Genomic DNA, 24,788 nt, shown 5'->3' on the forward strand with positions numbered 1-24,788 from the left:
CTCCTCAGTCGGCTGTGTGCGCCGATAGATGCCCCTCACCCCAACCCTCTCCCCGCAAGAGCGGGGCGAGGGGGCACTCTGCCGCAGCGGAGGACGTGATGACTGTCTCGGCACGGTGTCACGCTACCCCTCCGCTACTTTGCATGGGGTTGTTTTGCGGATTTTTGGAAGACGCCTCGCATGAGGGGAGGCGCCCATGACCGCGCCCCCGCTGCTCGACGTCGCCGACCTCACCGTCGAATTCAACACCCGCCGCGGCATCGTGAAGGCGGTGCAGCACGTCAGCATCTCCGTTGCCAAGGGCGAGACCGTCGGCATCGTCGGCGAGTCCGGCTCCGGCAAGTCGGTGACATCCTATGCCGTGATGCGCATCCTCGACCGTGCGGGGCGGATCGCCGAGGGCTCGGTGATGTTCTCCGGCATCGATGTCAAGGCGGCGACCGAGAGCCAGATGCGCGACCTGCGCGGCCGCGAGGTCTCGATGGTGTTCCAGAACCCGCGTGCCGCGCTCAACCCGATCCGCAAGGTGGGCGACCAGATCGAGGACGTGCTACGCCAGCACGTCCAGCAGGCCACCGTCGGCGACCGCGGCGAGAAGGCGATCGAGGCGCTGGAGCAGGTCAAGATCGCCCGTCCGCGCGAGCGCTACCATGCCTATCCGTTCGAGCTGTCCGGCGGCATGTGCCAGCGCGTCGTGATCGCGCTGGCGCTGGCCTGCAATCCGCAGCTCCTGATCGCGGACGAACCGACCACCGGCCTCGACGTCACAACGCAGAAGGCGGTGATGGATCTGATCGTCGAGCTGACCAAGCGACGGTCGATGTCAACCATCCTGATCACGCACGATCTCGGTCTCGCGGCGGCCTATTGCGACCGCGTCGTGGTGATGGAGAAGGGCCGCGTGGTCGAGACCGCGAAATCAGCGGATATCTTCGCCGCGCCCCAGCACGCCTACACCAAGAAGCTGATGCGCGCGACCCCGCGGATCGGTGTGTCGCTGCGCGATCTGTTGCCGGAGGAGGAATCTTCCGCCTCGCCCCGCGTGCGGGGAGAGGCCGACGCACGCAGTGCGGCGGGTGAGGGGGACTCTCCAAGCACTGCGCTCGTGGAAGCAGCCCCTCACCCCAACCCTCTCCCCGCGAAGAGCGGGGCGAGGGAGAAGGAAAGCGCCGGCGCGGAGAAGACCCAGCCCCTTCTCCTCGTCGAAAAGCTGGTCAAGGAATATCCCCGCCAGGGCGCCGGCGCCGTGCTGGGAAAACTGTTTGGCCGCAAGCCGCCGGTGGAGGAGGAGATTTTCCGCGCCGTCGACGGCATCGGCTTCCATGTCGGTCATGGCGAGAGCGTCGGCCTGGTCGGCGAATCCGGTTGCGGCAAGTCGACGACGTCGATGATGGTGATGCGATTGCTGGACCAGACCTCGGGCCGCATCGTGTTCGACGGCGAAGACATCGGCGGCATCATGCCGCAGTCCTTTGCGCGGCTGCCGCAGCGCAGCCAGATCCAGATGGTGTTCCAGGATCCGACCGACAGCCTCAATCCGCGCTTCACCGCGGCGCGCGCGATCGCCGATCCGATCATGCAACTCGGCGATATCAAGGGACGCAATGCGCTGCGCGACCGCTGCGAGGAACTGGCGCGGCTGGTCGGCCTGCCGCTCAATCTGCTGGATCGGTTCCCGCACCAGCTCTCCGGCGGTCAGAAAGCCCGCGTCGGCATCGCGCGCGCGATTGCCTTGCATCCAAAGCTCGTCATCCTCGACGAGCCGACCGCGGCGCTCGACGTCTCGGTGCAGGCGGTCGTGCTTAATCTGCTGCAGGACCTCAAGCAGTCGATGGGCATGAGCTATCTGTTCGTGTCGCACGATCTCAACGTGGTGCGCCTGCTATGCGACCGCGTTATCGTGATGCGCTCTGGCCGTATTGTGGAGCAGGGCTCGTCTGAACAGGTCTTGGGCAATCCGCAGGATGCCTATACAAGGGAGCTGTTGACGGCGATCCCGCATCCGCCGTTGCCGGTTCACTAGGGCATGGGTCAAACGGTCGCCACGTCGGAGGTCCACCTCTCCCCTTGTGGGAGAGGTCGGATTGCATCGTCAGATGCAATCCGGGTGAGGGGTTGCGCTCTCTCGTGGGACCTGATCCCCTCACCCGGCGCTACGCGCCGACCTCTCCCCGCTGGGGAGAGGTGATCGGAAGAACCTGAACGGGAGCGAAATGGCCGATCATCTCGACGACTATATCAATGCTGTCGCCAAGGCGATGGCGTTGCCGGTGGAGGACACATGGCGTCCTGCCGTGCGCGCAAATCTCGAAGTGTCGCTGCGGCTGGCGCGGCTGGTCGATGAATTCGCGCTGCCGGACGAGACCGAGTCGGCCGCCATCTATTCGGCCTGAGATCGCAATGTCCGAGGTATCTGCTCCCATGTCCGCCGCCGACATCGCACAGGCCGTATCAGACCGAAAAATCACCGCGCTTGACGCGATCGAGGCCGCGTTGTCGCGCATTGCTACCTACGACAAGGTCCTCAACTCCTTCACCGACGTCACCGCCGATCGTGCGCGTGCCAGGGCGAGCGCGATCGACGCCGCGATTGCGGCTGGCCAACCGGCCGGTCCGCTCGCCGGCGTGCCGTTTGCGGTGAAGAACCTGTTCGACGTGCAGGGCCTGTCCACCCGCGCCGGTTCGAAGATCAACCGCGACCTGCCGCCGTCATCGCGCGACGCCGCGTTAATCGAGCGGATGGAGGCGGCCGGCGCCGTGCTGGTCGGCGCGCTCAACATGGGCGAATACGCCTACGACTTCACCGGCGAGAATGTTCATGACGGCCCGTCGCGCAATCCGCACGATCCGACGCGGATGGCCGGTGGCTCTTCGGGGGGCTCCGGCAGCGCTGTCGGCGGCGCGCTGGTGCCGATCGCGCTCGGCTCCGACACCAACGGCTCGATTCGCGTGCCGTCGTCGTTCTGCGGCATTTTCGGCCTGAAGCCGACCTATGGCAGGCTGTCGCGAGCGCGGTCCTATCCGTTCGTGGCAAGCCTCGATCATCTCGGCCCGTTCGCGCGCGATGTGAAGGACCTGGCGCTTGCGTACGACGCGATGCAGGGGCCGGACGCCGATGACGCCGCCTGCACGACGCGGCCGGTCGAGCCAGCATTGCCGTCGCTGACTGCTGATATCGGCGGACTGCGCGTCGCCATCGCCGGCGGCTACTTCCAAAAGAACGTCTTGCCGGAAGCGGCTGAAGCCGTGGCGCGGGTGGCGAAGGCGTTGGATGCCACGCAGACAGTCGAGCTTCCGGAAGTCGCGCGTGCCCGCGCCGCCGCGTATATCATCACCACGACCGAGGGTGCCTCGCTGCATCTCGATCGCTTGCGCAAGCGTCCCAACGATTTCGACCCGGCGGTGCGCGACCGCCTCATCGCAGGCGCGATGGTCCCGGCGCCTTACGTTGACAAGGCGCAGAAATTCCGCCGCTGGTATCGCGCCAAGGTGCTGGAGCTGTTCAAGTCGGTCGACGTGATTCTGGCGCCGGCGACGCCCTGCACCGCGCCAAAACTCGGGCAGGTGAATTTCGTGCTCGATGGCGTCGAGCTTCCGGTGCGCGCCAATATCGGCATCCACACCCAGCCGATCTCGTTCATCGGCCTGCCCGTGGTCGCCGTGCCGGTGCCGCTGGAGCCGATGCCGATCGGCGTGCAGATCATCGCCGCGCCCTGGCGCGAGGACATCGCGCTGCGGGTGGCTTACGCGCTGGAGAAAATGGGCGTCGCGGCAGCGCCGCTGCCGAGGGGACTCTGAACCATGGACATCGATCTTCCCGACGTGCTCGCCGAAGTCACGGCCCAGTTCGATCGCTACGAGAAGGCGCTCGTTACGAACGACGTCGCGGTGCTCGACGAGCTGTTCCACAACGACAAGCGCACGCTGCGCTATGGCATCGCCGAAAACCTCTACGGCTACGACGAGATCATGGCGTTCCGCGCCGGGCGTTCACCGGTCGGGCTGATGCGCAAAACCGACCGCACCGTGATCACGACCTATGGCCGCGATACCGCAATCGCCTCGACGCTGTTCTATCGCGAGGCCACGCCGGGCAGGGTCGGCCGGCAGATGCAGACCTGGATTCGCTTCCCGGAGGGGTGGAGAATCGTCGCGGCCCATGTCAGCATCATCGACGAGCCCAAAGATACCTGAACGGATGCTGGAGGCATGAGCCTGGACGATCTTCCAACACGCGCACCGCAACCGCAGGGCAGCGAGCCCGAGGCGACGGTGCGGCGCGTCGATCGTCCATCGTCGCCGCTGGACAAGATCACCCGCGCCGAGGAACTCAGGCTGCAGCTTGCCGACGAGATCGTGCGCGGCACGCTGGCGCCGGGCGCCGCCCTCGACGAGAGCGAGATCGCGCGCCGCTTCAACGTCTCGCGCACGCCGGTGCGGGAGGCGTTGCGGCAGCTCGCGGCCTCTGGCCTGATCGACGCCCGTGCCCATCGCGGCGCGGTGGTGGCGAGGCCGTCGCTGGAGCGGCTGACCGGCATGTTCGAGGCGATGGCCGAACTGGAGGCGATGTGCGCAGGCCTTGCCGCCGAGCGCATGACGCCGGCGGAACGCCACGGGCTCGAAGCAGTCCACGAGGAACTGCGGGTGTTGAGCTACACCGGCAATCCCGACCGTTTCCATGAGGTTAATGAGCGTTTCCATAACGCGATCTATGCGGGATCGCAAAATGCCTATATCGCCGAGATCACGCTCGCGACGCGCGTCCGCGTGCAGCCGTTCCGCCGCGCCCAGTTCCGCAATCTCGGCCGTCTCGCCAAATCCCACGCCGAGCACGACCGCGTCGTTGTCGCCATCATGCGCGGCGACAAGGCCGGCGCCGCAGCCGCGATGCGCGCCCATATAGAGCTCGTGCGCGGCGAGTATGAGATTTACGCGGTGTCGGTGTAGTTCGACCGGAGTCTCGGCTGCTCCCGTCATTGCGAGCGAACGAAGCAATCCATCTCACCACTTGCGGAGCGATGGATTGCTTCGTCGCTTCGCTTCTCGCAATGACGGTGACGACGACGGTCTCTTCATCTCGCCCCGCTTGCGGGACGAGGGAGCAGACTGCCGCTGCGGCTAGGCCTTCTCCGCCACAAACGCGCGCCAGCCGCCATAGGCCGAAATATCCTTCGCGCCGTTGATCGCGGCTGGCTCGACGAGAAAACCCTTGGCCTCGCGTCCATCCGCAAGCCGGATCGTTCCGATCGACAGCGGCGGCGGAATTGCGGCGACGAATTTGCCGAACGCGGCCGGTGACATCACCCAGAGTTCGAGCTTGATCCCGGTGCCCGTGCCCGCCTCGATGCGCAGCATGCCGGGCTTCGGCGGCGTGGTGTCGAGCGCATAGAGCCTGTAATCAGCCGCAGTCACGGCTTCTTCGAGCAGGCGCGCGTCGAGCGCCGTCAATTCGCCGTTCAGCGCCATGCCGGAGAGGTGGGCGCCGACCACTGCGATCGGAATCTCGTCCTGCGCCGCCATTGGCGTTGCGGCGAGCGGCGGCTGTGGCAGCGATTTGGCTCCGACGGCAAGCCCGGTGTCCGCATGGAAGGCGCGGCCGATGCTGGCGAGTTCCGCGTCGCGGCCGGCCGGCGCCAGCAGCGTGATGCCGAACGGCGCGCCGTCGGGCCGCATCGCCGCCGGCAGCGCCAGCCCGCAGAGATCGAGCAGATTGACGAAGTTGGTGTATGTGCCGAGCCGGGAATTGAGCTCGACCGGATTGGCCAGCACCTGCGCGGTCAAATAGACCGTCGGCGCCGTCGGCAGCACGACCGCGTCGAGCTGCGCGAAGGCGCGCGCGGTGATGGCGCGGAGCGCCTGCAGGCGGTACAGCGCGGAGAAGGTGTCCGCCGCGGTGAGCCGCGCGCCAGCCGCCGTGATCTCGCGGGTCACGGGATGAATGGCGTCGGGCGATGACGCCAGCAGGTTGCGGATCACCAGATAGCGTTCGGCGACCCACGGGCCTTCATAGAGCAGCCGCGCGGTCTCGTAGAACGGTTCGAGGTCGAATTCGACCAGCGTTGCGCCGAGCGCTTCCCATCGTTTCAGCGCCTCGCCATAGGCCTTCTCCGATTCGCGGTCGCCGAAGAAGATGAGCTGGCCGTTGCGGGGAATGCCGAGCTTCAGTTGCGTTGGAAACGCCGCGAGGTGGCCCAGCGGCCGGTTGCGCGAGAACGGATCGGCGCCGTCGGGCCCCGCCATCACGGCAAGCGCGGTCATCGCATCGTCGACTGTGAGCGAGAACACCGAGATGCAATCGAGCGTACGGCAGGCCGGCACCAGGCCCGCGGTCGAGATCAGCCCGAGGCTCGGCTTGAGGCCGACGATGTTGTTGAGCATCGCCGGCACGCGGCCGCTGCCCGCGGTATCGGTGCCGAGCGCAAGTGGCACAAGGCCGGCCGACACCGCAACCGCCGAGCCCGAGCTTGATCCGCCGGGAATGAGGTCGTCGCGAACCGGATTTCTGGGAATGCCATAGGGCGACCGCACGCCGACCAGGCCGGTGGCGAACTGGTCGAGATTGGTCTTGCCGATGATGATGGCGCCGGCCTCGCGCAGCTTCGCAACCGCCGTGGAGTCGTGCGCCGGCATGTAGGAGAACGCCGGGCAGGCGGCGGTGGTCGGCAGGCCCTTGGCGTCGATATTGTCCTTTACGGCGACCGGCACGCCATAGAGCGGGAGCTGCGCCGGGTCTTTCGCCGCAAGCCGCTCGGCCTCGGCGATGGCGTCCTTTTCGTCGCGCAGGCTGATGAAGATCGCGGGATCGTTGTGTTCGCGGATGCGCTGATAGCTGCGTGCGATGGTTTGCGCCGCCGTCATGGTGCCGGCGCGGTGCGCAGCTGATATCGCGGCCACAGTTTCAGTCACGTCGTTGGCCCCGCCCGTTGACCGGCGAGGCGGTGCTGCCTCGCCGGAGATAATCCCGGCCTGATCGAAGCAAGCGATGTGCCATTGTGTACATTTGTTCCGGATTCATCGTTCGGAAGATTATTGCATAATCTCAGGTACTTGAAGCGGCCGTGCGCGAACCGAAGGGTTCGCTGCGAGAACCCGCAACAGCGCATCTGCCTAATCAATAGGCGGAAATGATCAGACGCTTGAAGATCAGGTGAAGCAGGACAAGATTTGCAGCAGCCGCTCGCGGTTCTCCTTGCCGATCTTCTCGGCGACGTGCCGCTCGTGCTCGGCGGCGAGCCGCCTGAACTGCGCCAGTGCCGACTTGCCACGCGCAGTCAGGTGCAGCGCATGGGAACGGCGGTCCGTGGCCGACGCGCTGCGGCTGACGAGGTTGCGCTGCTCGAGGCTGTCGAGCAGGTGCACCAGCCGTGCGCGTTCGATCCCGAGCCGTTTTGCCACCGCCATCTGGCTCAGCCCCGGATTGGCGCCGATCACGGTCATGACGGAATATTGCGTCGGGCGGATATCGACCGCGGCGAGCGTCTTGATGAAGTCCTGGAATATCCAAAGCTGGAAGCGCCGCACCGCATAGCCGGCATGGCCGGCCAGCGCGTCGAGGCCGATCTCGTGCTCAGCGTCGTTGCCGTGCGCGCCGCCGTTCATTGAGTGCGTCGCAGAGCGCCGATGGGCCACTACCGATTCGACTGCCTTGCGTGCCGCCTCTTGTTTCCTCGCCATGACCATATGCTACCGCGTCGTTCGCCTAAGGGAAAGATTGTTGTTGACGACAACAATTGATGCTCGCAGCATTATGGCAAATGATCCCCGCAAAAGACGGGTGAGGAGGAAACCATGACGATGGCCGCCAGCAGCGGTGAGACCCCGAGCAGCCTGTTCGCAACGCCTGCGATCGTCGCAGACCGCCGCGCCGACGGCAGCATCCTTGTCCGCTCCACGACGCCATTGAAGCCGGGCGCGCGCTGTATTGGCGACTGGCTGGAGCATTGGGCGCGGCAGGCGCCGGATCGCATTTTCCTCGGCGAACGTGCCAGTGCCGACGTGCCCTGGACCACCGTCACCTATCGCGATGCGCTCCAGATTGTCCGCGCCGCTGCGTTCTGGATTCGGGCGCAAGGATTAAGTGCCGAACGGCCGCTCGTCATCCTCTCCGACAACAGCATCGATCATGCGCTGTTCGCGCTCGCCGCCCAGCATGTCGGGGTGCCGTCGGCCGCGATCTCACCGGCCTATTCGCTGATGTCGAAAGACTTCGACAAGCTGAAGAGCATGATCAGCCTGCTTGAGCCCGGCGCGATCTACGTGACCGGCACCAAGCCGTTCGCGGCGGCGTTGGCCGCGATCAAGCCCCTGCATCAGGCGACCGTCGTCAGCGGCAACCCTGACGATGCCGACGCGCTGCCGTTCCGCACTATTGCGGCGGCGCCTGAGTCGTCGGATGTCGCAGAAGCCTTCGCCGCCGTGACGCCGGATACGATCGCCAAATTCCTCTTCACCTCGGGCTCGACGGGCACGCCGAAGGCGGTGATCAACACCCAGGGTATGCTGACCTCGAGCCAGCAGGCCAAGGCACAGACCTGGACGTTCCTTGAGGACAGTCGTGACGGGCTCGTCATCCTCGATTGGCTGCCCTGGAGCCATACCTTCGGCGCCAACCACAATTTCAACCTGGTGCTGCGCAACGGCGGCACGCTCTATATCGATGCCGGCAAACCGGCGCCCGGCCTGTTCGCGACCTCGCTGGCCAATCTGCGCAGCGTGGTGCCGTCGGTCTATTTCAACGTGCCGCGCGGCTTCGACATGCTGATCGCGGCGCTGCGCACCGACGAGGCGCTGCGCCGCAGGTTCTTCGACGGCACCAAATTCGCCTTCTATGCCGGGGCGGCGCTGCCGCAGAATCTCTGGGATGCGCTGGAGGAGCTGTCGCTCCAGACGGTCGGCCGGCGCCTGCCGATGGTGTCGGCCTGGGGCTCGACCGAGACCTCGCCTCTCGCTACCGATTGCCATTTCCTGGCCGAGCGTTCCGGCAATATCGGCGTGCCGATCCCAGGCACCGAGCTGAAGCTCGTGCCGTCGGGCGACAAGCTCGAGGTGCGCGTGCGCGGCCCGAACGTCACCCCGGGCTATTGGAAGGCGCCCGAGCTGACCAGGCAGGCGTTCGACGAGGAAGGCTTTTACAAGATCGGCGACGCCGTCACCTTCGCCGATCCTGACAGGCCCGAGCTCGGCCTGTTCTTCGACGGCCGCGTCGCGGAGGATTTCAAGCTCAATTCCGGTACCTGGGTCAACGTCGGCACGCTGCGCGTCGCCGGCATCGCCGCGCTGGCGCCGTTGGCGCAGGACATTGTCGTATCGGGCCACAGCCGCGACGACGTACGGTTCCTGGTATTTCCCAACATCGCCGCCTGCCGCGCGGCGGCCGGTCTGCCCGAGAGTGCCGACGTCAGGGATGTGATCAGTCACCCCAGCGTTCGTGGCGCGATCGCGCAAGGGCTGGCAAAATTGAAGGCGCTGGGCGCGCATTCCTCCGGCCACGCCACCTGCGCGCTGCTGCTCGCCGAACCGGCCTCCGTCGATGGCGGCGAGATCACCGACAAGGGCTACATCAACCAGCGCGCCGTACTGACCCGCCGCGGCGCAGCACTCGCCGTGCTGCAGGATGACGCGGCCGTTGAGCCGATCGCCTGCGGCGGGTGAGATCGAACAGGCGGATAAGGCGCGGGCCGTATCGGAACTCTGCTCCCTCTTCCGCTTGCGGGGGAGGGCCGGGTGGGGCTCTCTCCGCGAGTCACATTGTGGAAAGAGCCCCCACCCGCCGCGCTACGCGCGTCGACCTCCCCCGCAAGCGAGGGCTTTGCGCAATCGCCTCTGCGGGAGTGAGGGCCTGTATCAGGGATTTTTTTGCTTGCTCTTGGACGGCGCGCGAGGATGTACGGCCTCGTTTGCCCAGCCGATCGACAGTATTGCGGAGCGGCGGTCATGCCGGAACTCCGATTGGGCGCAATATTGCCCATCGTTTGAGGTTCATGGCCAGGCAGAGAAGGCGCAGATGAGTGTGGTTGCGTGCCAGGCCCAGATAGCGAGCGCGGGCCCAGCCGTAGACGCCCTTGAGGCGCGCGAAGACTTGCTCGACCGGCGCGCGGCGCCGTCCCACGGCATCGTTGAAGCGCTTCTGTCGCTCGGTCAGGGCATGATGCTTGTTGGGCCGGAACATCAGCCGCGGCTTGATGCCCCGGGCCGCGAGCCCGGCGCGGCGCTCGTGCTTGTCATAGGCTTGGTCGGCGTAGACCGCCTTCTCGTCACCGCTGATCAACTCGTCGGCCGGCACCGTGTCGTTGACCGCGGCGTCGGTCAGCTTGCTGCGACGGATGATCGCCGAGCTCTGGTCGACGCCGACATGCGCCTTGTAGCCGAAGTACCGCTTGCCACCCTTCTTGGTCCATCGCGCATCCGCATCGCGCTCGCTGTTGACCAGCTTGCTCGGCGCGCGCCCGTCCGGGCCGGGCGGCAGTGGCTCCTTCGGTGGCTTCGGCGGCTTCACCGCCGACGGGATCAGGCTGGCATCGATCAATGTGCCTCGGCGCAGCACCAGCCCGCGCGCGTCGATCTGGCGCAGGATCTCGGAGAACAGCGTCTCGTCCAGACTGGCCTGCTGCAAAGCTTCGCGGAAGCGCCAGATCGTCGTGTGGTCGGGCGTCTCGTCACCGAGCACAAAGCCGCAGAATTCTCGGAACGAGGTCCGGTCATCGAGCGCTTCTTCCAGCTCCGGATCGGACAGCCCGTACCATTGCTGCAACAGCAGCGCCTTAAACATCACCAGCCGCGGATAGGGCGGCGCGCCACGCTCCGGTTCCGGGAGGCCGCGCAGCACGCGCTCGATAGCCGCCCAATCGACCAGCTCGCAAATCCGCCTCAGCACCGCACCCCCTTTCCCCCGCCGCGACGCCAGCGCATCTGCGAAGCTCGCTTGCCCAACCTGCCGATACGCCATCCCCAGCTCCATGTTCAGCTCGGTCTTAGAGAATCGCAGATTCGCCTTTACGCAAAGCCCTCGCAAGCGGGAGAGGTGAACTGAACAAGTGGAAAGCTCTCTAGTCTAACCCCAACTGACCTCGGTTTCGCGCCCGCTTCCTCTTGCCGCGCCGCACACGTTCCGGATTTTAGTTGCTAAGGCAACTAAGCTGTGCGAGTTTCCGCCGCAATGGAGCAGGGCCGGTCAACGGCCGCGCGTTTTGGGAGGAAGAATGTTGCGCGGCACGGCGCGAACAGCACGGAACTCGGTCGCCAGTTCAGGGCACGCCGTCGGCTCGATGGCATCCAGATGCCCGGCAGCGCCGTCAGCTCATGCTTTGCCCGGTCACGGCGCCGAGATTCTCGTGCAGCCGGCGCAGCAGGTCGATCAGCACCTCGCGCTCGTCCTTTTTCAGGCAGGACAGCAGCCGCCGCTCGCGTTCCAGCGCGGCGACGATGACCTTGTCGTGCACCGCGCGGCCGCGAGCGGTCAGCGTGATCGAATGGGTGCGGCCGTCGTCGGGCGCGGTGCGGATCGCCAAGAGCCCGCGCTTCTGCAGCGCGGCGAGATTGCGGCTGACCGGTCCCTTGTCGAAGCCGATCACCTGGCAGATCCGCGAGGCCGGAATGCCCGGCTCGATCGCAAGCTGCGAGATGATCCGCCACTCGGTGACGTTGACGCCAAAATTCTTCTGGTAATAGGCGGTGGCGCTGTTCGACAGCTTGTTGCCGATGAAGGTGATGAAGGCCGGCACATAGCGATTGAGGTCGAGCAGCGGGCCGGTGGCGGCTTCTGCGGGATTGGCCGGTCTGGGCCGGCGTGGCTTGCGGGGGAGGGGCTGACTCATCTCTCAAATCATCGCTGCGAAATTGCTTTGGAGCAATAGATTTGGGAGCAAGTGACATGCAGCTTGTGTTGACAAGATCAAACCTCGGGAGGCCCCGATGACCGAACCCTCAGCCGCGCCCGTTGCGCATCTCGACGTCGATCCCTTTGCGATGGATTTCTTCGCCGATCCGTTCCCGACCCATGAGCGGCTGCGCGAGGCCGCACCCGTGGTCTATCTCGACCAGTGGAACATCTATAGCGTGGCGCGCTACGCCGAGGTCTATGCGGTGCTGAACGATCCTGCGACGTTCTGCTCCAGCCGGGGCGTTGGCCTCAGCGATTTCGCCAAGGAGAAGCCGTGGCGGCCGCCGAGCCTGATCCTGGAGGCCGATCCGCCAGCGCATGCCCGCACCCGCACGGTGTTGAGCACGGTGCTGTCGGCGACCGTGATGAAGCAGCTTCGCGGACGGTTTGCCGCCGCGGCCGAGGCCCGCGTCGATGCGCTGCTGGAGAAGCGAACCTTTGACGCGATCGAGGACCTTGCGGAGGCCTATCCGCTGTCGATCTTCCCCGATGCGCTGGGCTTGAGGCCGGAGGGCCGCGAGCATTTGCTGCCTTACGCGAGCCTGGTGTTCAACGCCTTCGGGCCGCCGAATGAGCTGCGCAAGGAGGCGATCGAGCGCTCGGCGCCGCATCAGGCTTATATCGCCGAGCAGTGTCAGCGCGACAATCTCACCCCGGGCGGCATCGGCGCCTGCATCCACGCCCACGTCGATAACGGCGCCATCACCGAGACCGAGGCGCCGCTTCTGGTGCGCTCGCTGCTGTCGGCCGGTCTCGATACCACCGTCAACGGCATCGGCGCCGCGGTCTATTGCCTCGCGCGCTTTCCGGACCAGTTCCAGAAGCTGCGCAGCGATCCGACGCTGGCGCGCAACGCCTTCGAGGAAGCCGTGCGGTTCGAAAGCCCGGTCCAGACCTTCTTCCGCACCACCACCCGCGACGTCGAGCTCAGCGGCGCCCAAATTCCCGAAGGCGAGAAGGTGCTGATGTTCCTCGCTGCGGCCAACCGCGATCCGCGCCGCTGGGACAAGCCCGACACCTATGACATCACGCGCCGCACGTCGGGCCATGTCGGCTACGGCTCGGGCATCCACATGTGCGTCGGCCAGCTCGTCGCCCGCCTCGAGGGCGAGGTGATGATGGCGGCGCTGGCGCGTCGCGTTGCCAGGATCGAAATCACGGGTGAACCGAAGCGCCTCTTCAACAACACGCTGCGTGGGCTCACCAGCCTGCCGGTGGAGATCACGCCGGCCTGACGAACAACTCGATACAGGCTGGCTGAGGAACAACGCAAGGTAGGGGATACGATGAGGGGCTTTGGGTTTGGTCTGGCGCTGGCTTTGACCTGTGCCGTGGGCGTCGCGCATGCGGAAATTTCCGGCGATGTGGTGCGGGTCGGCGTGCTCAACGACATTTCCGGCATCTTCCAGGACACCAACGGCATGGGCTCGGTGGAAGCCGCGCGGGTGGCCGCGGAAGATTTCAACGGCGGCGGCAAAGGCATCAAGGTCGAGATCGTCTATGCCGACCACCAGAACAAGGCCGATGTGGGCTCTGCGATCGCGCGCAAATGGCTCGACGTCGACGGCGTCGACGCCATCGTCGATGTGCCGAATTCGGCCGTTGGACTCGCCGTCAACACCATCCTGCGCGATTCCCGGATGACGTTCCTGGCGTCGTCGACCGCAAGCTCCGATCTCACCGGCAAGGCCTGCTCGCCGAACACCATTCAATGGGTCAATGACGTCTGGGCGACCGGCAACACCACCGCGGCCGCGATGATGCAACGCGGCGGCAAGGACTGGTATTTTGTGACGGTCGACTACGCGCTCGGCAAGGGCATCGAAGCTGAGGCGACCAACTACATCGAGAAGCACGGCGGCAAGGTGCTTGGCTCCAGCAAGCATCCGCTCGGCACCTCGGACTTCGCCTCGTTCCTGCTGCAGGCGCAAGGCTCGAAAGCCAAGGTGATCGGCCTTGCGAATGCCGGCGGCGACACCATCAACACCGTGAAGCAGGCGGCCGAGTTCGGCATCCAGCAGAGCGGTCAGACCCTGGTGGCGTTCCTGCTGTTCGTGAACGACATCCACGGCATGGGCCTGAAGGTCGCGCAGGGCCTGCAACTGCTCGAGGCCTTCTACTGGGACATGAACGACGACACTCGCGCGTTTGCCAAACGTTTCGCGGCGCGCCCCGGCATGAACGGCAAGATGCCGAGCGGCAACCAGGCCGGCGTCTACGCTTCCACGCTCGCCTATCTCAACGCGGTGGCCGCCACCGGCAGCGACGACGCCAAGGTCGTGGTGCCGCAGATGAAGACGTTCCACGGCAAGGACAAACTATTCGGCGACGTCGCCATCCGCCAGGACGGCCGCGTCATCCACCCGATGTATCTGTTCGAGGTGAAGAAGCCGGAGGAGTCGAAATATCCGTACGACTATTACAAGCTGATCGCGACGATTCCGGCGGAGCAGGCGTTCCGGCCGATGGCAGATGGCGGCTGTTCGCTGGTGAAGTAAGGCCGTCGCCGCTGTGTCTCTTCGCCTCGCCCCGCGTGCGGGGAGAGGCCGTATCGCATCGACAGATGCGATACGGGTGAGGGGGACTCTCCGAGTACTCCGCTCGTGGATGCAGCCCCTCACCCCAACCCTCTCCCCGCAAGAGCGGGGCGAGGGAGACGGACGGGCTTGTGAGTGGAGTGGGCTGAAAGCCTACTGGTCTACCTTGCTGCTGCCTTGCGTGATCAGCCGCGCGGCGCGCTGGTTGCGGGCGTGGATCCACATCCAGCTCAGCGCGACGCTGAGGCGGTTGCGCAGGCCGATCAGGAAGTAGATGTGGGCAATGCCCCAGATCCACCAGGCGATGGTGCCGCGCAGCTTGAACTTGCCGAAGTCGATCACCGCGAGCCGCTTGCCGATCTGCGCGAGGCTGCCGGCATGCTTGTAGCGGAACGGCGGTAGCGTTTCGCCCTTGAGCCGCGCCTTGATCAGCGCGGCGACATAACGTCCCTCCTGCTTGGCGGCCGGCGCAATGCCGGGCACCGGATTGCCGTCGGAATCCTTGATCGTGACAGTGTCGCCGACCGCGAAGATCTCGGGATGGCCGGGCACGGTCAGGTCGGGCTCGACCTGCAGCCGCTGGGCGCGATCGGCCGGCGCGTTCAGCCATTCGGCGGCCCGCGAGGCGCGGACGCCGGCGGCCCAGACGATGGTGCGCGCGGCGAGCGTCTTGCCGCCGAACACAACGCCGTCGGCCGAGCATTCGGTGACGGGCTCGCCCAACATCACCTCGATGCCGAGGCTTTCGAGCGAGCGCTGCGCATAGGCCGAGAGATCGTCGGGAAAGCCCGCCAGCACGCGCGGGCCGGCCTCGATGAGCACGACGCGCGCCTTGCGCGTGTCGATGTGGCGGAAGTCGCGCGGCAGGGTGTCGTTGGCGAGATCGGCGATGGTGCCGGCCATCTCGACACCAGTCGGGCCGGCGCCGATCACGACAAAGGTCAACAGCGCCGCGCGAATCTCCGGATCGGTCTCGCGCTCGGCGCGCTCGAATGCGACCAGGATGCGCCGGCGCAAGGTGGTGGCGTCCTCCAGCGTCTTCAGCCCGGGCGCGAACGGCTCCCATTCGTCATGACCGAAATAGGCATGGCGTGCGCCGGTGGCGAGGATCAGCGTGTCATAGGGAACGCTGTCGCCGTCATCGACCAGCACGCGCTTGTCGGCGGCGTCAACGCCGCAGACATTGGCAAATAGAGTGGTCACCTCGTGCCGGTCGCGCAGGAGATAGCGGATCGGCCAGGCGATCTCGCTGGTCGCGAGCGATGCGGTCGCGACCTGGTAGAGCAGCGGCTGGAACAGATGGTGGTTGCGGCGGTCGATCAGGGTGATTTCGACCGGCGCGCCTGACAAGCCAAAGGCCGCTTCCAGCCCGCCGAAGCCGGCGCCGACGATCACCACGCGATGAGGTTTGGCCGGTGCCTGTGTCATGCGATGTCGCCCTCGGTTTCGAATGGCTTCGTCGCCTGATTATGTAATCATTCGCGGGTCCATTCCAAGGCGAATTGCGCGATCGGACGATAGCGAAGCCCTATCGTCACGCATCCTGCGGTGCGGTTGCCGCGACCGCGCGCCGCCGCGCCGGCAGCAGCAATCCCGCAATCGCGCCGGCGAACGACAGCGTCGCGGCAAGGCCCATCGCCGTGGCAAATCCACTGGTGAAATGAGCGGCGGAGTCGGCAGCACCGTTGGCGGAGAAGCTCGCCACCAGCGCCGCGACGCCGAACATGCCGCCGAGGAAGCGGCCCATGTTGAAGATGCCCGATGCCTTGCCCATCTCGGTGACCGGCACCGAGCTCAGGACCGCATTCTGCGCCGCCGGCATCGCCATCGACACGCCAACCCCGGCGAGCACCAGCGGTACGACCAGCGCGGAGTAGGGCAGGGTCGGGCTCACGATCTCGCCGATCCAGCCAAGCCCGATCGCTTGCATCAGAAGGCCGGTCACGACCAGCGTCCGTTCGCCGAACCGGTTGACGACCGCGCCTGCGAGCGGCGCGGTGACGAACAGCGTCGCGGTCCACGGCAACAGGCGAAGCCCCGCGCCGAAGGCGTCGAAGCCGAGCGTGATCTGCAGGAACTGCGGCAGCAGGAACAGCACGCCATACATCGCGGCATAGAACAGCACGCTCGCCGCCATGCCTGACGCGAGCGGTCTCGAGGCGAACAGCCGCAGCGGCACCATCGGTGCGGCCACGCGCAATTCCCACCACACGAAGACGGCCGCGAACACGACGCCTGCGATCAGCGTCGCCGTCACTTCCGCGCTCGCCCATCCGATCGCGTTGCCGCGCAACAGGCTCCAGACCAGCGCCAGCGCGGCGAGGGCGACCAGCGACAGCCCGGTGATATCGAGCGGCGCGGCTGCCCCAAAGCTTTCGCGCAGGCGCGCCCGCGCGAGCGCGATCGCGACCAGGCCGATCGGCAGGTTGATCCAGAAGATCCAGCGCCAGCCGAGATGCTCGGTGATGAGGCCGCCGATCGCGGGGCCAATGATCAGCGCGCACCCGGTGATGCCGCTGAAAATGCCCAGCGCGCGGGCGCGCTGTTCGCGGCCGAAGGCGCCGCTCAGGATCGCCATCGCCACCGGCATCACCAGCGCCGCGCCGGCGCCTTGCAGGGCGCGGGCGGCGATCAGCGCTGTGGCGTTGCCGGCCAGCGCGCAGGCCGCCGACGCGATCACGAACAGGGCGATGCCGGCAGCGAACGTCCGGCGGCGCCCGAAGCGATCGCCGAGCGCGGCGCCGGTGAGCAGCAGCACCGCAAAGGTCAGATTGAAGGCGTTGACGGTCCATTGCAGCGTCTCGACCGTGCTGCCGAACTCGGCGCGGATGGTCGCGAACGCCGTCGTGACGATCATGGCGTCCAGCGCCATCATGAAGGATGCCAGTGCGGTGATGCCGAGCACCCAGGTTTGTTCGGCGCGATGGTCGGGGGTCTGCATGGTTGCTCTCCATTGTCGCGCCGCCCTGTAGCGGCGTGCTTCGCAGTCCAGGACGAGGCGGGAAAGCCAAAGGATGCGGCCACGAAATATTTTCACCGGACCGCACCCTTTGGCTGCCTTCAAACGTCCTTGGGGAGACGACAGCCCTCTAACCTCAAGGAGAGACCCAATGAGACGGACCCTGATCAGGTACAAAACCCGGCCGGAGATGGCCGACAGGAATGCCGAGCTGGTGACGGCGGTATTCGCTGAATTGAAGGCAGCCCAGCCGGACGGCGTGCGCTACCTGACGCTGCGCCTGGAAGATGATACGTTCCTGCACTTCGTCGAAGCCGCGGCCGACGACGGTTCGAGCCCGATCCCGAATCTCGCGGCGTTCAAGGCATTCCAGGACGGCATTCGCGACCGTTGCGTCGAGCCGCCGCTGGTCCGGGCCGTTGGCATCGTCGGTAACTACCGCATGCTGGACGGGTCCTGATCGGATCAGGAGCGAAAATAATGCAAGTATCGGCTACCGTCGATATCAACCAGCATCTCGTGGCGTTGCGTCCGAAGCTGCATCGCTACTGCGCGCGTATGGTCGGCTCGGTGATCGACGGCGAGGACGTGTTGCAGGATGCGTTGATCAAGGCCGTGGAAGCATTCGCTTCCGCGGCCCCGATCGAGAACCCGCAAGCCTGGCTGTTCCGGATCGCGCACAACACCGCGCTCGATTTCCTGCGGCGGCGCAACCTGCAGGAGGCGCTGCATTCGGTCGAGGAGGCGGAGATGATGATCGACCAGCTCGACGATGTGGAAAGCCGCCAGATCGCTGCCAGCAGTCTGCGCACCTTCATGCGCCTGCCCGTGGCGCAGCGAGCCAGCGTGATCCTGATGGACGTGCTCGGCTGTTCCTTGCAGGAGGTCTGCGGCATCATGGCGTTCAGCCTGCCCGCGGTAAAGGCCGCGCTGCATCGCGGGCGTACCCAGTTGCGCGCATTCGCGCGCGAGCCTGACGATGCGCCGCGGCCCGGCCTGACGGAGGCCGACCGAATCAGGCTCAATGCCTATGTCAACCATTTCAACGCCCGCGACTTCGATGCCATCAGGGCCATGATCGCCGACGATATCAGGCTTGAACTCGTCAGCCGGCTCAGGCTGAACGGCAAGGCCGAAGTGTCGAACTATTTCGGCAATTATTCGAAGATCGACGATTGGCATCTGGTGCCGGGGCAGGTGGACGGACGTCCCGCAATCCTGGTGTTCGATCCGAACGAACCAGAGCGACCGAAATATTTCATGCTGCTCGACTGGTCGGCCGACAAGGTGGCTGTTATCAGGGATTTTCGCCACGCGGCGTACGCCATCGATGGCGCGGAGTGTGTGGTGGATGGAGGACAGGCCTTGTAGGCGGATTGGCGCAAGCGCACCCCGTCGAACCGCGAAGCACCCCCTGAGTTCACAAACGAAGTGCAACACCTCAGGTCGGAAGTGTTGCACTTCGTTTGTGAACTCAGGGGACCCATTACCCCAAATGCAAGTTATTGCACGAGGCTGGGGCCACGATCCTGTTCACAATCAAATTCGGTGGCATTCGCCAGGACGACGTTGGTGAGGGGCCGGCCGAACGACTTACCGCGTCCTGCCGCCGAATTCGCCGTTGGCGACGCGCGCGATGCGGCTGGTGGCTGCGGCCGGCGCGCTGGGCTTGCGCTGGAAGCCATCCGATCCGCCACGCGCATCATGCGGCAGCGACGGCGCTTCGTCGGCGGCGTAGCCGCTCGGCCAGAAGTACAGGACCAGCATCAAGCCGAGATTGACGAATGCGCCGACGGCCGTCGTCTGATGCCTGGCTCCCACCGCCAAGGCCGGAAACTTGCCTGCGATCAGTCCGTCGACGATCGTGAACGCGATCCAGCCCACGATAATGACAACCGGATCCCATCCGATGTCCCGGATGCGCATGCATTGCAGCATGAAGGTCCCCACGATGAAGATCGCGCCGACTCCAAGGATGGGCCAGCCCATCTGATCCAGCGTCAGCGGCACGCCGTATCGCGCATTTTGGTAGACCTGGTTTGCGATGACGAAGCACAGCGCCGTCATCAGGACCGCCAGCGCAATGGTGGCGAGGAAGAACTGCAGCCGGCCGATCCGGGCGTTGAAGCCGAACAGGTAACCCAACATGTGACGCGTCCCTTTCATCTCAGCTTCGGCCGCCAGTGCTTTCGAGACCATGAAGCGGCGGCCGCCTTACCGGCACGTGGTTTCCGATCGCTTTACCGAATACGTAAAGCCCGCCGCAGTGCGGCATGGGTCTTCTATGGCGTTTTAGCTGCGACAATAGTTGCCTTCGCAACCGGCATTATATTTCTTGCCACGGCTAGTTTGGACGAATTATGGTGCAAGGTGCTGGGGTATGCGCCGAAGGTTCTAAAGCCGGGCTGTCGGTTTCATGCTTGCTGCAGACTTGCGATATCGCGCACAAAACACGTCACTGAGAACGGCGCGCGCAAAGCGCGGAGCCAGGCCGGGTTCGCGGGCTGGAGGGACTTTGCTGAGGAGGGGAATGAATATGAAAAAGGCATTTTGGCTGGCAGGCGCCATGGCCCTGGTTTCGGCTGTGGCGCTGGCGCAGCCCGCGACGGCGGCTGACAGCATCAAGATCGGGTTTGTCTCGACCTTCAGCGGCCCGACCGCGGTGATCGGCAATGACATGCGCAATTCCTTCGAGCTTGCGCTCGACCACTTGGGCCGCAAGATCGACGGCAAGCCGGTCGAGGTGATCTACGAGGACGACCAGCAGAAGCCTGACGTCGGCAAGCAGAAGACCGAGAAGCTGGTGCAATCCGACAAGGTCGATTTCATCGTCGGTTACATCTGGTCGAACGTGCTGCTGGCCTCGCTGAAAACCGCGATCGACAGCAAAACCTTCCTGATCTCGGCCAATGCCGGTCCGTCGCAGCTCGCCGGCGAACTGTGCTCGCCTTACGTGTTCTCGACTTCCTGGCAGAATGACCAGACGCCGGCCGCGATGGGCCTCTACATGAACCAGAAGGGCGTCAAGTCGGTGTTCCTGATCGGCCCGAACTACGCCGCGGGCAAGGACATGCTGGCCGGGTTGAAGAGCACCTTCAAGGGCGAGGTCGTCGGCGAGGAATATACGGTGTGGCCGAGCCAGCTCGACTTCTCCGCCGAACTGACCAAGGCGCGCAACTCGAAAGCCGAGTCCATCTTCGTGTTCTATCCGGGCGCAGCCGGCGTCCAGTTCCTGAACCAGTATGCCCAGGCCGGCATCAAGGCGCAGATCCCGCTCTACACCGCATTCACGATCGACGAATTGTCGCTGCCGCTGCAGAAGGACAACGCGATCGGCGTTCCCGGCGCGCAGGAATGGGTCAACGACCTGCCGAACGCAGAGAACAAGAAGTTCGTCGAGGATTACCGCAAGAAGTACACCGGCCTGCGCCCGACCTATTACGGCGCCCAGGCCTATGACGCCGCCCAGCTCATCAACAGCGCGGTCGTCGCGGTGAAGGGCGATCTCACCAAGAAGGACGAGATGAAGGCGGAGATGGAGAAGGCCGACTTCAAGTCACTGCGCGGCCCGTTCAAATACGGCAACAACCACATCCCGATCCAGAATTTCTACCTGCAGGACGTGGTCAAGGACGCCGACGGTCAGCTCTCGCTGAAGACGGTCGCGACCATCGTCAAGGACGACCAGGACAGATTCCACGGCAAGTGCCCGATGAAGTGATTTGAAGGCGGCTTTGGCGTGCCGCTTGCTTCTCGTTCACCTCGCCCCGCCTGCGGGGAGAGGTCGGCGCGTAGCGCCGGGTGAGGGGGACTCTCCACGAAGCCGGTCTGCGGAGCTACCCCTCACCCCAACCCTCTCAGGGCGAGCTTTGCTCGTCCAGACCCCGCAAGAGCGGGGCGAGGGAGAAAAAACAAGCCGTAAAGGCGGCGGCGCATATGCGCTGCCGCTGTTTTGTTTCAACCCAATGAAGGGTCCATGTATCTCGTCGTCGAACAACTCCTGAACGGCCTGCAGTTCGGGCTGCTGCTGTTCCTGCTTGCTGCCGGCCTGACGCTGGTGTTCGGCATCATGGACTTCGTCAACCTGGCGCACGGCTCGCTCTACATGATGGGCGCCTATTTCGCGGCGACCTTCGTGGCGTGGACCGGCAGCTTCGTGGTCGGCGCGCTGCTGGCGCTCGGCGCCACGCTGCTGCTGGGCGTCGCGCTCGAATATGTCGCGCTCCGGCATCTCTACGGCCGCGATCATCTCGATCAGGTGCTGGCGACCTTCGGCCTGATTTTGTTTTTCAATGATGCCGTGCGGCTGATCTGGGGCCCGGCCGGCCTCGCGCTGCCGCTGCCGCCCTGGCTGACCGTGCCGGTGCAGATCATCCCCGGCGTGTTCTACCCGGCCTATCGCCTGATGATCATCACCGTCGCGCTCGCGGTGGCCGCGCTGCTTTATCTGGTCGTGATGCGCACCCGCGTCGGCATGCTGATTCGCGCCGGAGCCTCCAACCGCGAGATGATCGGTGCGCTCGGCATCAACATCAAGCTGCTGTTCACCCTGGTGTTCGGGCTCGGTGCGGCGCTCGCCGGTCTCGCCGGGCTGATGCAGGCGCCGATCCTCACCGTGCAGATCGGCATGGGCGAGAACATCCTGATCCTCGCCTTCGTCATCATCGTGATCGGCGGCATCGGCTCGATCCGGGGTGCGTTCATGGCCGCGCTCTTCGTCGGCATCATCGACACGATGGGCCGCGCCTTCCTGCCGGATCTCCTGCGCAAGGTGCTGAGCGGGGCGGCGGCCTCGACCGCCGCGCCCGCGCTGTCCTCGATGCTGATTTACCTGCTGATGGCGATCGTGCTCGTCGTGCGGCCGGAGGGGCTGTTTCCGGCCGCCAAGCGATGATGCCCAAACTCAACGTCTCCAATTCAGTCGCGGCGCTGCTGTGCGCTGCCCTGGTCCTGCTGCCGGTCTATTCGGCTCTATCAGGCAATATTTTCATCCTCACTTTGTTCACCCGCATCGTGATCTACGCGCTCGCCGCCGCGAGCCTCAATCTGATCATGGGCTATGGCGGCATGATGAGCCTCGGCCACGCCGCCTATCTCGGCGTCGGCGGCTACGCCGTCGGCATCCTCGCCGCCGAGGGCATCGGTTCCGGCTTCATCCAGTGGCCGGTGGCGCTCGCGGTGTCGGCGCTGTTCGCGCTCGTCATCGGCGCGCTCTCGCTCCGCACCCGCGGCGTCTACTTCATCATGATTACGCTGGCCTTTGCGCAGATGGCCTATTACATCGCGACCAGCCTGTCGCGTTATGGCGGCGACGATGGATTGACCATCTACAAGCGCAGCAATTTCGCCGGCCTCATCAACCTGTCCGACCGCACCCAGTTCTACTATCTCTGCCTCGCCTGCCTGTTCGGCGGCCTCTATCTGATCTGGCGCATCGTCAATTCGCGCTTCGGCCTGGTGGTGCAGGGCGTCCGCTCCAACGAGCAGCGCATGCAGGCGATCGGTTTCCACGCCAACCGCTATCGCCTCGTTTGCTTCGTCATTGCAGGCACGATCTGCGGCCTCGCCGGTGCGCTGCTCGCCAACAATACCGATTTCGTCAGCCCGGCCGTGATGAATTGGACCCGCTCCGGAGATCTCATGGTGATGGTGATCCTCGGCGGCATGGGCTCGCTGTTCGGGCCCCCCGTCGGCGCCATCATCTATCTCCTGCTGGAAGAGCTGTTGTCGCAATACACGGAGTATTCGGGGCTGATCATCGGCCCGCTGCTGCTGTTGATCGTGATATTCGCGCGCGGCGGCATCATGGGCCTGCTCGGGAGGGCGAACCGTGGCTGATCCGTTGCTCCGCGTCGACAATCTGGTCCGCCGCTTCGGCGGCATCACCGCGACCGACAATCTCTCGATGGAGGTGGTGCCGGGCGAGCTCCACGCCATCATCGGGCCCAACGGCGCCGGCAAGACCACGCTGATCAGCCAGCTCACCGGGCAGGTGATGCCAAACTCCGGCACCATCCATTTCGGCGGCCGCGACGTCACCGGCCTGCCGTCCTACGAGCGCAGCCGGCTCGGGCTGGCGCGCTCGTTCCAGATCACCTCGCTGCTGAAGGATTTTTCGGCGATCGACAATGTCGCGCTGGCAGCTCAGGCGCATGACGGCCACTCCTTTCGGTTCTGGGGCAATGCGCGCAAGGAAGCGCATTTACGTGAGACCGCGCGCGCCTCGCTGGAGCGCGTCGGCCTCGGCAAGCGCGCCGACATCGTGGTGTCGCAACTGAGCCATGGCGAGCAGCGCGAGCTCGAGCTTGCGGTCGCGCTGGCGACCAAGCCGCGGCTGCTGCTGCTCGACGAGCCGATGGCCGGCCTCGGCGTCACCGAATCCGCGCGGATGGTCGCGCTCTTGAAGGAGCTGCGCAAGGAAGTGACGATCGTGCTGGTCGAGCACGACATGGAGGCGGTGTTCGCACTCGCCGACCGCATCACGGTGCTGGTTTACGGCCGCGTCATCGCCTGCGACGTGCCCGATGCGATCCGCAAGCACAACGAGGTCAAGCGCGCCTATCTTGGCGATCAACACGTGGTGGTCGCCCATGGCTGATGCATTGCTTGAGGTCGATGCGATCGAGACCTGCTACGGCCTGAGCCAGGTGCTGTTCGGCCTGTCGTTACAGGTCAAGGCGGGCGAGATGGTCGCGCTGATGGGCCGCAACGGCATGGGCAAGACCACGACCATTCGTTCGATCACGGGCCTGACGCCCGCGCGTGCCGGCGCCATCCGCTTCGCCGGCGAGGCCGTGCGCGGCCTGCCGTCCTACCAAATTGCTAAACTCGGCATCGGCCTAGTCCCAGAGGGGCGCCAGATATTTCCGAACCTGACCGTGCGGGAAAATCTCGTCGCGGCGTCCGGCAATCGCCAGGGCGCAGCCGATCCGTGGACGCTGGACAAAATCCACGCGCTGTTCCCGCGGCTCGCCGAGCGCGGCAGCAACATGGGCGTGACGTTGTCCGGCGGTGAGCAACAGATGCTCGCGATCGGCCGCGCGCTGATGACCAATCCGAAACTGCTGATCCTCGACGAAGCCACCGAAGGCCTCGCGCCGCTGATCCGCGACGAGATCTGGAGCTGCCTGTCGCTGCTGAAATCGCAAGGGCAATCGGTACTGGTCATCGACAAGAACGTCGAGAATTTAGCTCGCATCGCCGACCGCCACTACATCATCGAGCGCGGCAAGACGGTGTGGAGCGGCACAAGCGAGCAGCTGACCGCGGAGCCGGATTTGCAGCACAGGTATTTGGGGATTTGAGATTAGAGCCACATCGACAATCCATCACCGTCATCCTGAGGCGCTCGCGAAGCGAGCCTCGAAGGATCGATGGCCACCAGCAGGGCCGTGCATCCTTCGAGACGCGCTTC

22 protein-coding genes are annotated in these 24,788 nt (G+C 65.3%); 15 read left to right on the top strand and 7 right to left on the bottom strand.

Translation table 11 applies throughout. The features are described 5' to 3' along the window. The first annotated feature begins 196 nt into the window (after window positions 1-196). From ACP2YO_RS04490 to ACP2YO_RS04510, 5 genes are all read left to right on the top strand, one after another. Window positions 197-2,023, top strand: a complete 1,827-nt coding sequence (locus ACP2YO_RS04490) for a dipeptide ABC transporter ATP-binding protein (protein WP_426439433.1) — start codon at window positions 197-199, stop codon at window positions 2,021-2,023. Between the two features lie 190 nt (window positions 2,024-2,213). Beyond that, the gene (locus ACP2YO_RS04495) at window positions 2,214-2,393 is read left to right on the top strand and encodes a DUF4089 domain-containing protein (RefSeq protein ID WP_426439435.1); all 180 of its coding nucleotides are present in this window, start codon (window positions 2,214-2,216) and stop codon (window positions 2,391-2,393) included. A 7-nt stretch (window positions 2,394-2,400) separates the two neighbouring features. Next, the gene (locus ACP2YO_RS04500; protein WP_426439437.1) at window positions 2,401-3,798 is read left to right on the top strand and encodes an AtzE family amidohydrolase; all 1,398 of its coding nucleotides are present in this window, start codon (window positions 2,401-2,403) and stop codon (window positions 3,796-3,798) included. Window positions 3,799-3,801: 3 nt separating this feature from the next. Beyond that, complete coding sequence (hpxZ, locus tag ACP2YO_RS04505) at window positions 3,802-4,194, top strand: oxalurate catabolism protein HpxZ (protein WP_426439439.1); 393 nt, start codon at window positions 3,802-3,804, stop codon at window positions 4,192-4,194. Between the two features lie 15 nt (window positions 4,195-4,209). Then, window positions 4,210-4,947 (top strand): GntR family transcriptional regulator, encoded by a 738-nt coding sequence (locus tag ACP2YO_RS04510; RefSeq protein WP_426439441.1) that lies wholly within the window; start codon window positions 4,210-4,212, stop codon window positions 4,945-4,947. 171 nt (window positions 4,948-5,118) lie between these two features. Here ACP2YO_RS04510 and atzF read toward each other — a convergent pair whose 3' ends face one another. Both atzF and ACP2YO_RS04520 read right to left on the bottom strand, forming a co-directional pair. Further along, window positions 5,119-6,858 (bottom strand): allophanate hydrolase, encoded by a 1,740-nt coding sequence (gene atzF / locus ACP2YO_RS04515; RefSeq protein WP_426443060.1) that lies wholly within the window; start codon window positions 6,856-6,858, stop codon window positions 5,119-5,121. A gap of 285 nt (window positions 6,859-7,143) precedes the next feature. Continuing rightward, window positions 7,144-7,599 (bottom strand): MarR family winged helix-turn-helix transcriptional regulator, encoded by a 456-nt coding sequence (locus tag ACP2YO_RS04520; RefSeq protein WP_426439443.1) that lies wholly within the window; start codon window positions 7,597-7,599, stop codon window positions 7,144-7,146. A gap of 189 nt (window positions 7,600-7,788) precedes the next feature. On the opposite strand from ACP2YO_RS04520, the gene ACP2YO_RS04525 reads away from it, so the two are divergent. Continuing rightward, the gene (locus ACP2YO_RS04525; protein WP_426439445.1) at window positions 7,789-9,651 is read left to right on the top strand and encodes a feruloyl-CoA synthase; all 1,863 of its coding nucleotides are present in this window, start codon (window positions 7,789-7,791) and stop codon (window positions 9,649-9,651) included. 280 nt (window positions 9,652-9,931) lie between these two features. On the opposite strand, the gene ACP2YO_RS04530 is transcribed toward ACP2YO_RS04525, so the two are convergent. Continuing rightward, window positions 9,932-10,945 (bottom strand): IS5 family transposase, encoded by a 1,014-nt coding sequence (locus ACP2YO_RS04530; RefSeq protein ID WP_426434110.1) that lies wholly within the window; start codon window positions 10,943-10,945, stop codon window positions 9,932-9,934. 346 nt (window positions 10,946-11,291) lie between these two features. Next, complete coding sequence (locus ACP2YO_RS04535; protein WP_426439447.1) at window positions 11,292-11,813, bottom strand: MarR family winged helix-turn-helix transcriptional regulator; 522 nt, start codon at window positions 11,811-11,813, stop codon at window positions 11,292-11,294. 97 nt (window positions 11,814-11,910) lie between these two features. Between ACP2YO_RS04535 and ACP2YO_RS04540 the strand changes: the two genes are divergently transcribed. Both ACP2YO_RS04540 and ACP2YO_RS04545 read left to right on the top strand, forming a co-directional pair. Continuing rightward, complete coding sequence (locus tag ACP2YO_RS04540) at window positions 11,911-13,113, top strand: cytochrome P450 (RefSeq protein WP_426439449.1); 1,203 nt, start codon at window positions 11,911-11,913, stop codon at window positions 13,111-13,113. A 51-nt stretch (window positions 13,114-13,164) separates the two neighbouring features. Further along, on the top strand, window positions 13,165-14,376 hold the full coding sequence (locus ACP2YO_RS04545) for an ABC transporter substrate-binding protein (protein WP_426439451.1): 1,212 nt from the start codon (window positions 13,165-13,167) through the stop codon (window positions 14,374-14,376). A gap of 192 nt (window positions 14,377-14,568) precedes the next feature. Here ACP2YO_RS04545 and ACP2YO_RS04550 read toward each other — a convergent pair whose 3' ends face one another. Beyond that, a complete protein-coding gene (locus tag ACP2YO_RS04550) occupies window positions 14,569-15,843 on the bottom strand; it encodes an NAD(P)/FAD-dependent oxidoreductase (RefSeq protein WP_426439453.1) in 1,275 nt (424 codons plus the stop codon). Between the two features lie 106 nt (window positions 15,844-15,949). Continuing rightward, window positions 15,950-17,356, bottom strand: a complete 1,407-nt coding sequence (locus ACP2YO_RS04555; RefSeq protein WP_426439455.1) for an MFS transporter — start codon at window positions 17,354-17,356, stop codon at window positions 15,950-15,952. A 169-nt stretch (window positions 17,357-17,525) separates the two neighbouring features. On the opposite strand from ACP2YO_RS04555, the gene ACP2YO_RS04560 reads away from it, so the two are divergent. Together ACP2YO_RS04560 and ACP2YO_RS04565 are read left to right on the top strand one after the other, a co-directional pair. Then, window positions 17,526-17,834: a hypothetical protein gene (locus ACP2YO_RS04560; RefSeq protein ID WP_426439457.1), complete on the top strand. Its 309-nt coding sequence runs from the start codon at window positions 17,526-17,528 to the stop codon at window positions 17,832-17,834. 20 nt (window positions 17,835-17,854) lie between these two features. Next, entirely contained in the window at window positions 17,855-18,745 is an 891-nt protein-coding gene (locus ACP2YO_RS04565; protein ID WP_426439459.1) for a sigma-70 family RNA polymerase sigma factor, read from the top strand. A 222-nt stretch (window positions 18,746-18,967) separates the two neighbouring features. Here the strand turns inward: ACP2YO_RS04565 and ACP2YO_RS04570 are convergent, their stop codons facing one another. Beyond that, window positions 18,968-19,522: a DUF805 domain-containing protein gene (locus tag ACP2YO_RS04570; protein WP_426443061.1), complete on the bottom strand. Its 555-nt coding sequence runs from the start codon at window positions 19,520-19,522 to the stop codon at window positions 18,968-18,970. A 388-nt stretch (window positions 19,523-19,910) separates the two neighbouring features. Between ACP2YO_RS04570 and ACP2YO_RS04575 the strand changes: the two genes are divergently transcribed. The 5 genes from ACP2YO_RS04575 to ACP2YO_RS04595 all read left to right on the top strand — a co-directional run bounded on the left by ACP2YO_RS04575 (window position 19,911) and on the right by ACP2YO_RS04595 (window position 24,678). Continuing rightward, entirely contained in the window at window positions 19,911-21,095 is a 1,185-nt protein-coding gene (locus tag ACP2YO_RS04575; protein WP_426439461.1) for an ABC transporter substrate-binding protein, read from the top strand. Window positions 21,096-21,350: 255 nt separating this feature from the next. Beyond that, entirely contained in the window at window positions 21,351-22,268 is a 918-nt protein-coding gene (locus ACP2YO_RS04580) for a branched-chain amino acid ABC transporter permease (protein ID WP_426439463.1), read from the top strand. Beyond that, window positions 22,265-23,212 carry a branched-chain amino acid ABC transporter permease gene (locus ACP2YO_RS04585; RefSeq protein ID WP_426439465.1) on the top strand — a complete coding sequence of 316 codons (948 nt, stop codon included), beginning with the start codon at window positions 22,265-22,267 and terminating at the stop codon, window positions 23,210-23,212. Before ACP2YO_RS04580 ends, ACP2YO_RS04585 begins: the two co-directional genes overlap by 4 nt. Further along, window positions 23,205-23,972, top strand: a complete 768-nt coding sequence (locus ACP2YO_RS04590; protein WP_426439467.1) for an ABC transporter ATP-binding protein — start codon at window positions 23,205-23,207, stop codon at window positions 23,970-23,972. Before ACP2YO_RS04585 ends, ACP2YO_RS04590 begins: the two co-directional genes overlap by 8 nt. Further along, the gene (locus ACP2YO_RS04595; protein WP_426439469.1) at window positions 23,965-24,678 is read left to right on the top strand and encodes an ABC transporter ATP-binding protein; all 714 of its coding nucleotides are present in this window, start codon (window positions 23,965-23,967) and stop codon (window positions 24,676-24,678) included. Before ACP2YO_RS04590 ends, ACP2YO_RS04595 begins: the two co-directional genes overlap by 8 nt. Window positions 24,679-24,788: the final 110 nt, after the last annotated feature.

Origin of the sequence: Bradyrhizobium genosp. P, assembly GCF_049949265.1 — a bacterium.
GTDB lineage: Bacteria > Pseudomonadota > Alphaproteobacteria > Rhizobiales > Xanthobacteraceae > Bradyrhizobium.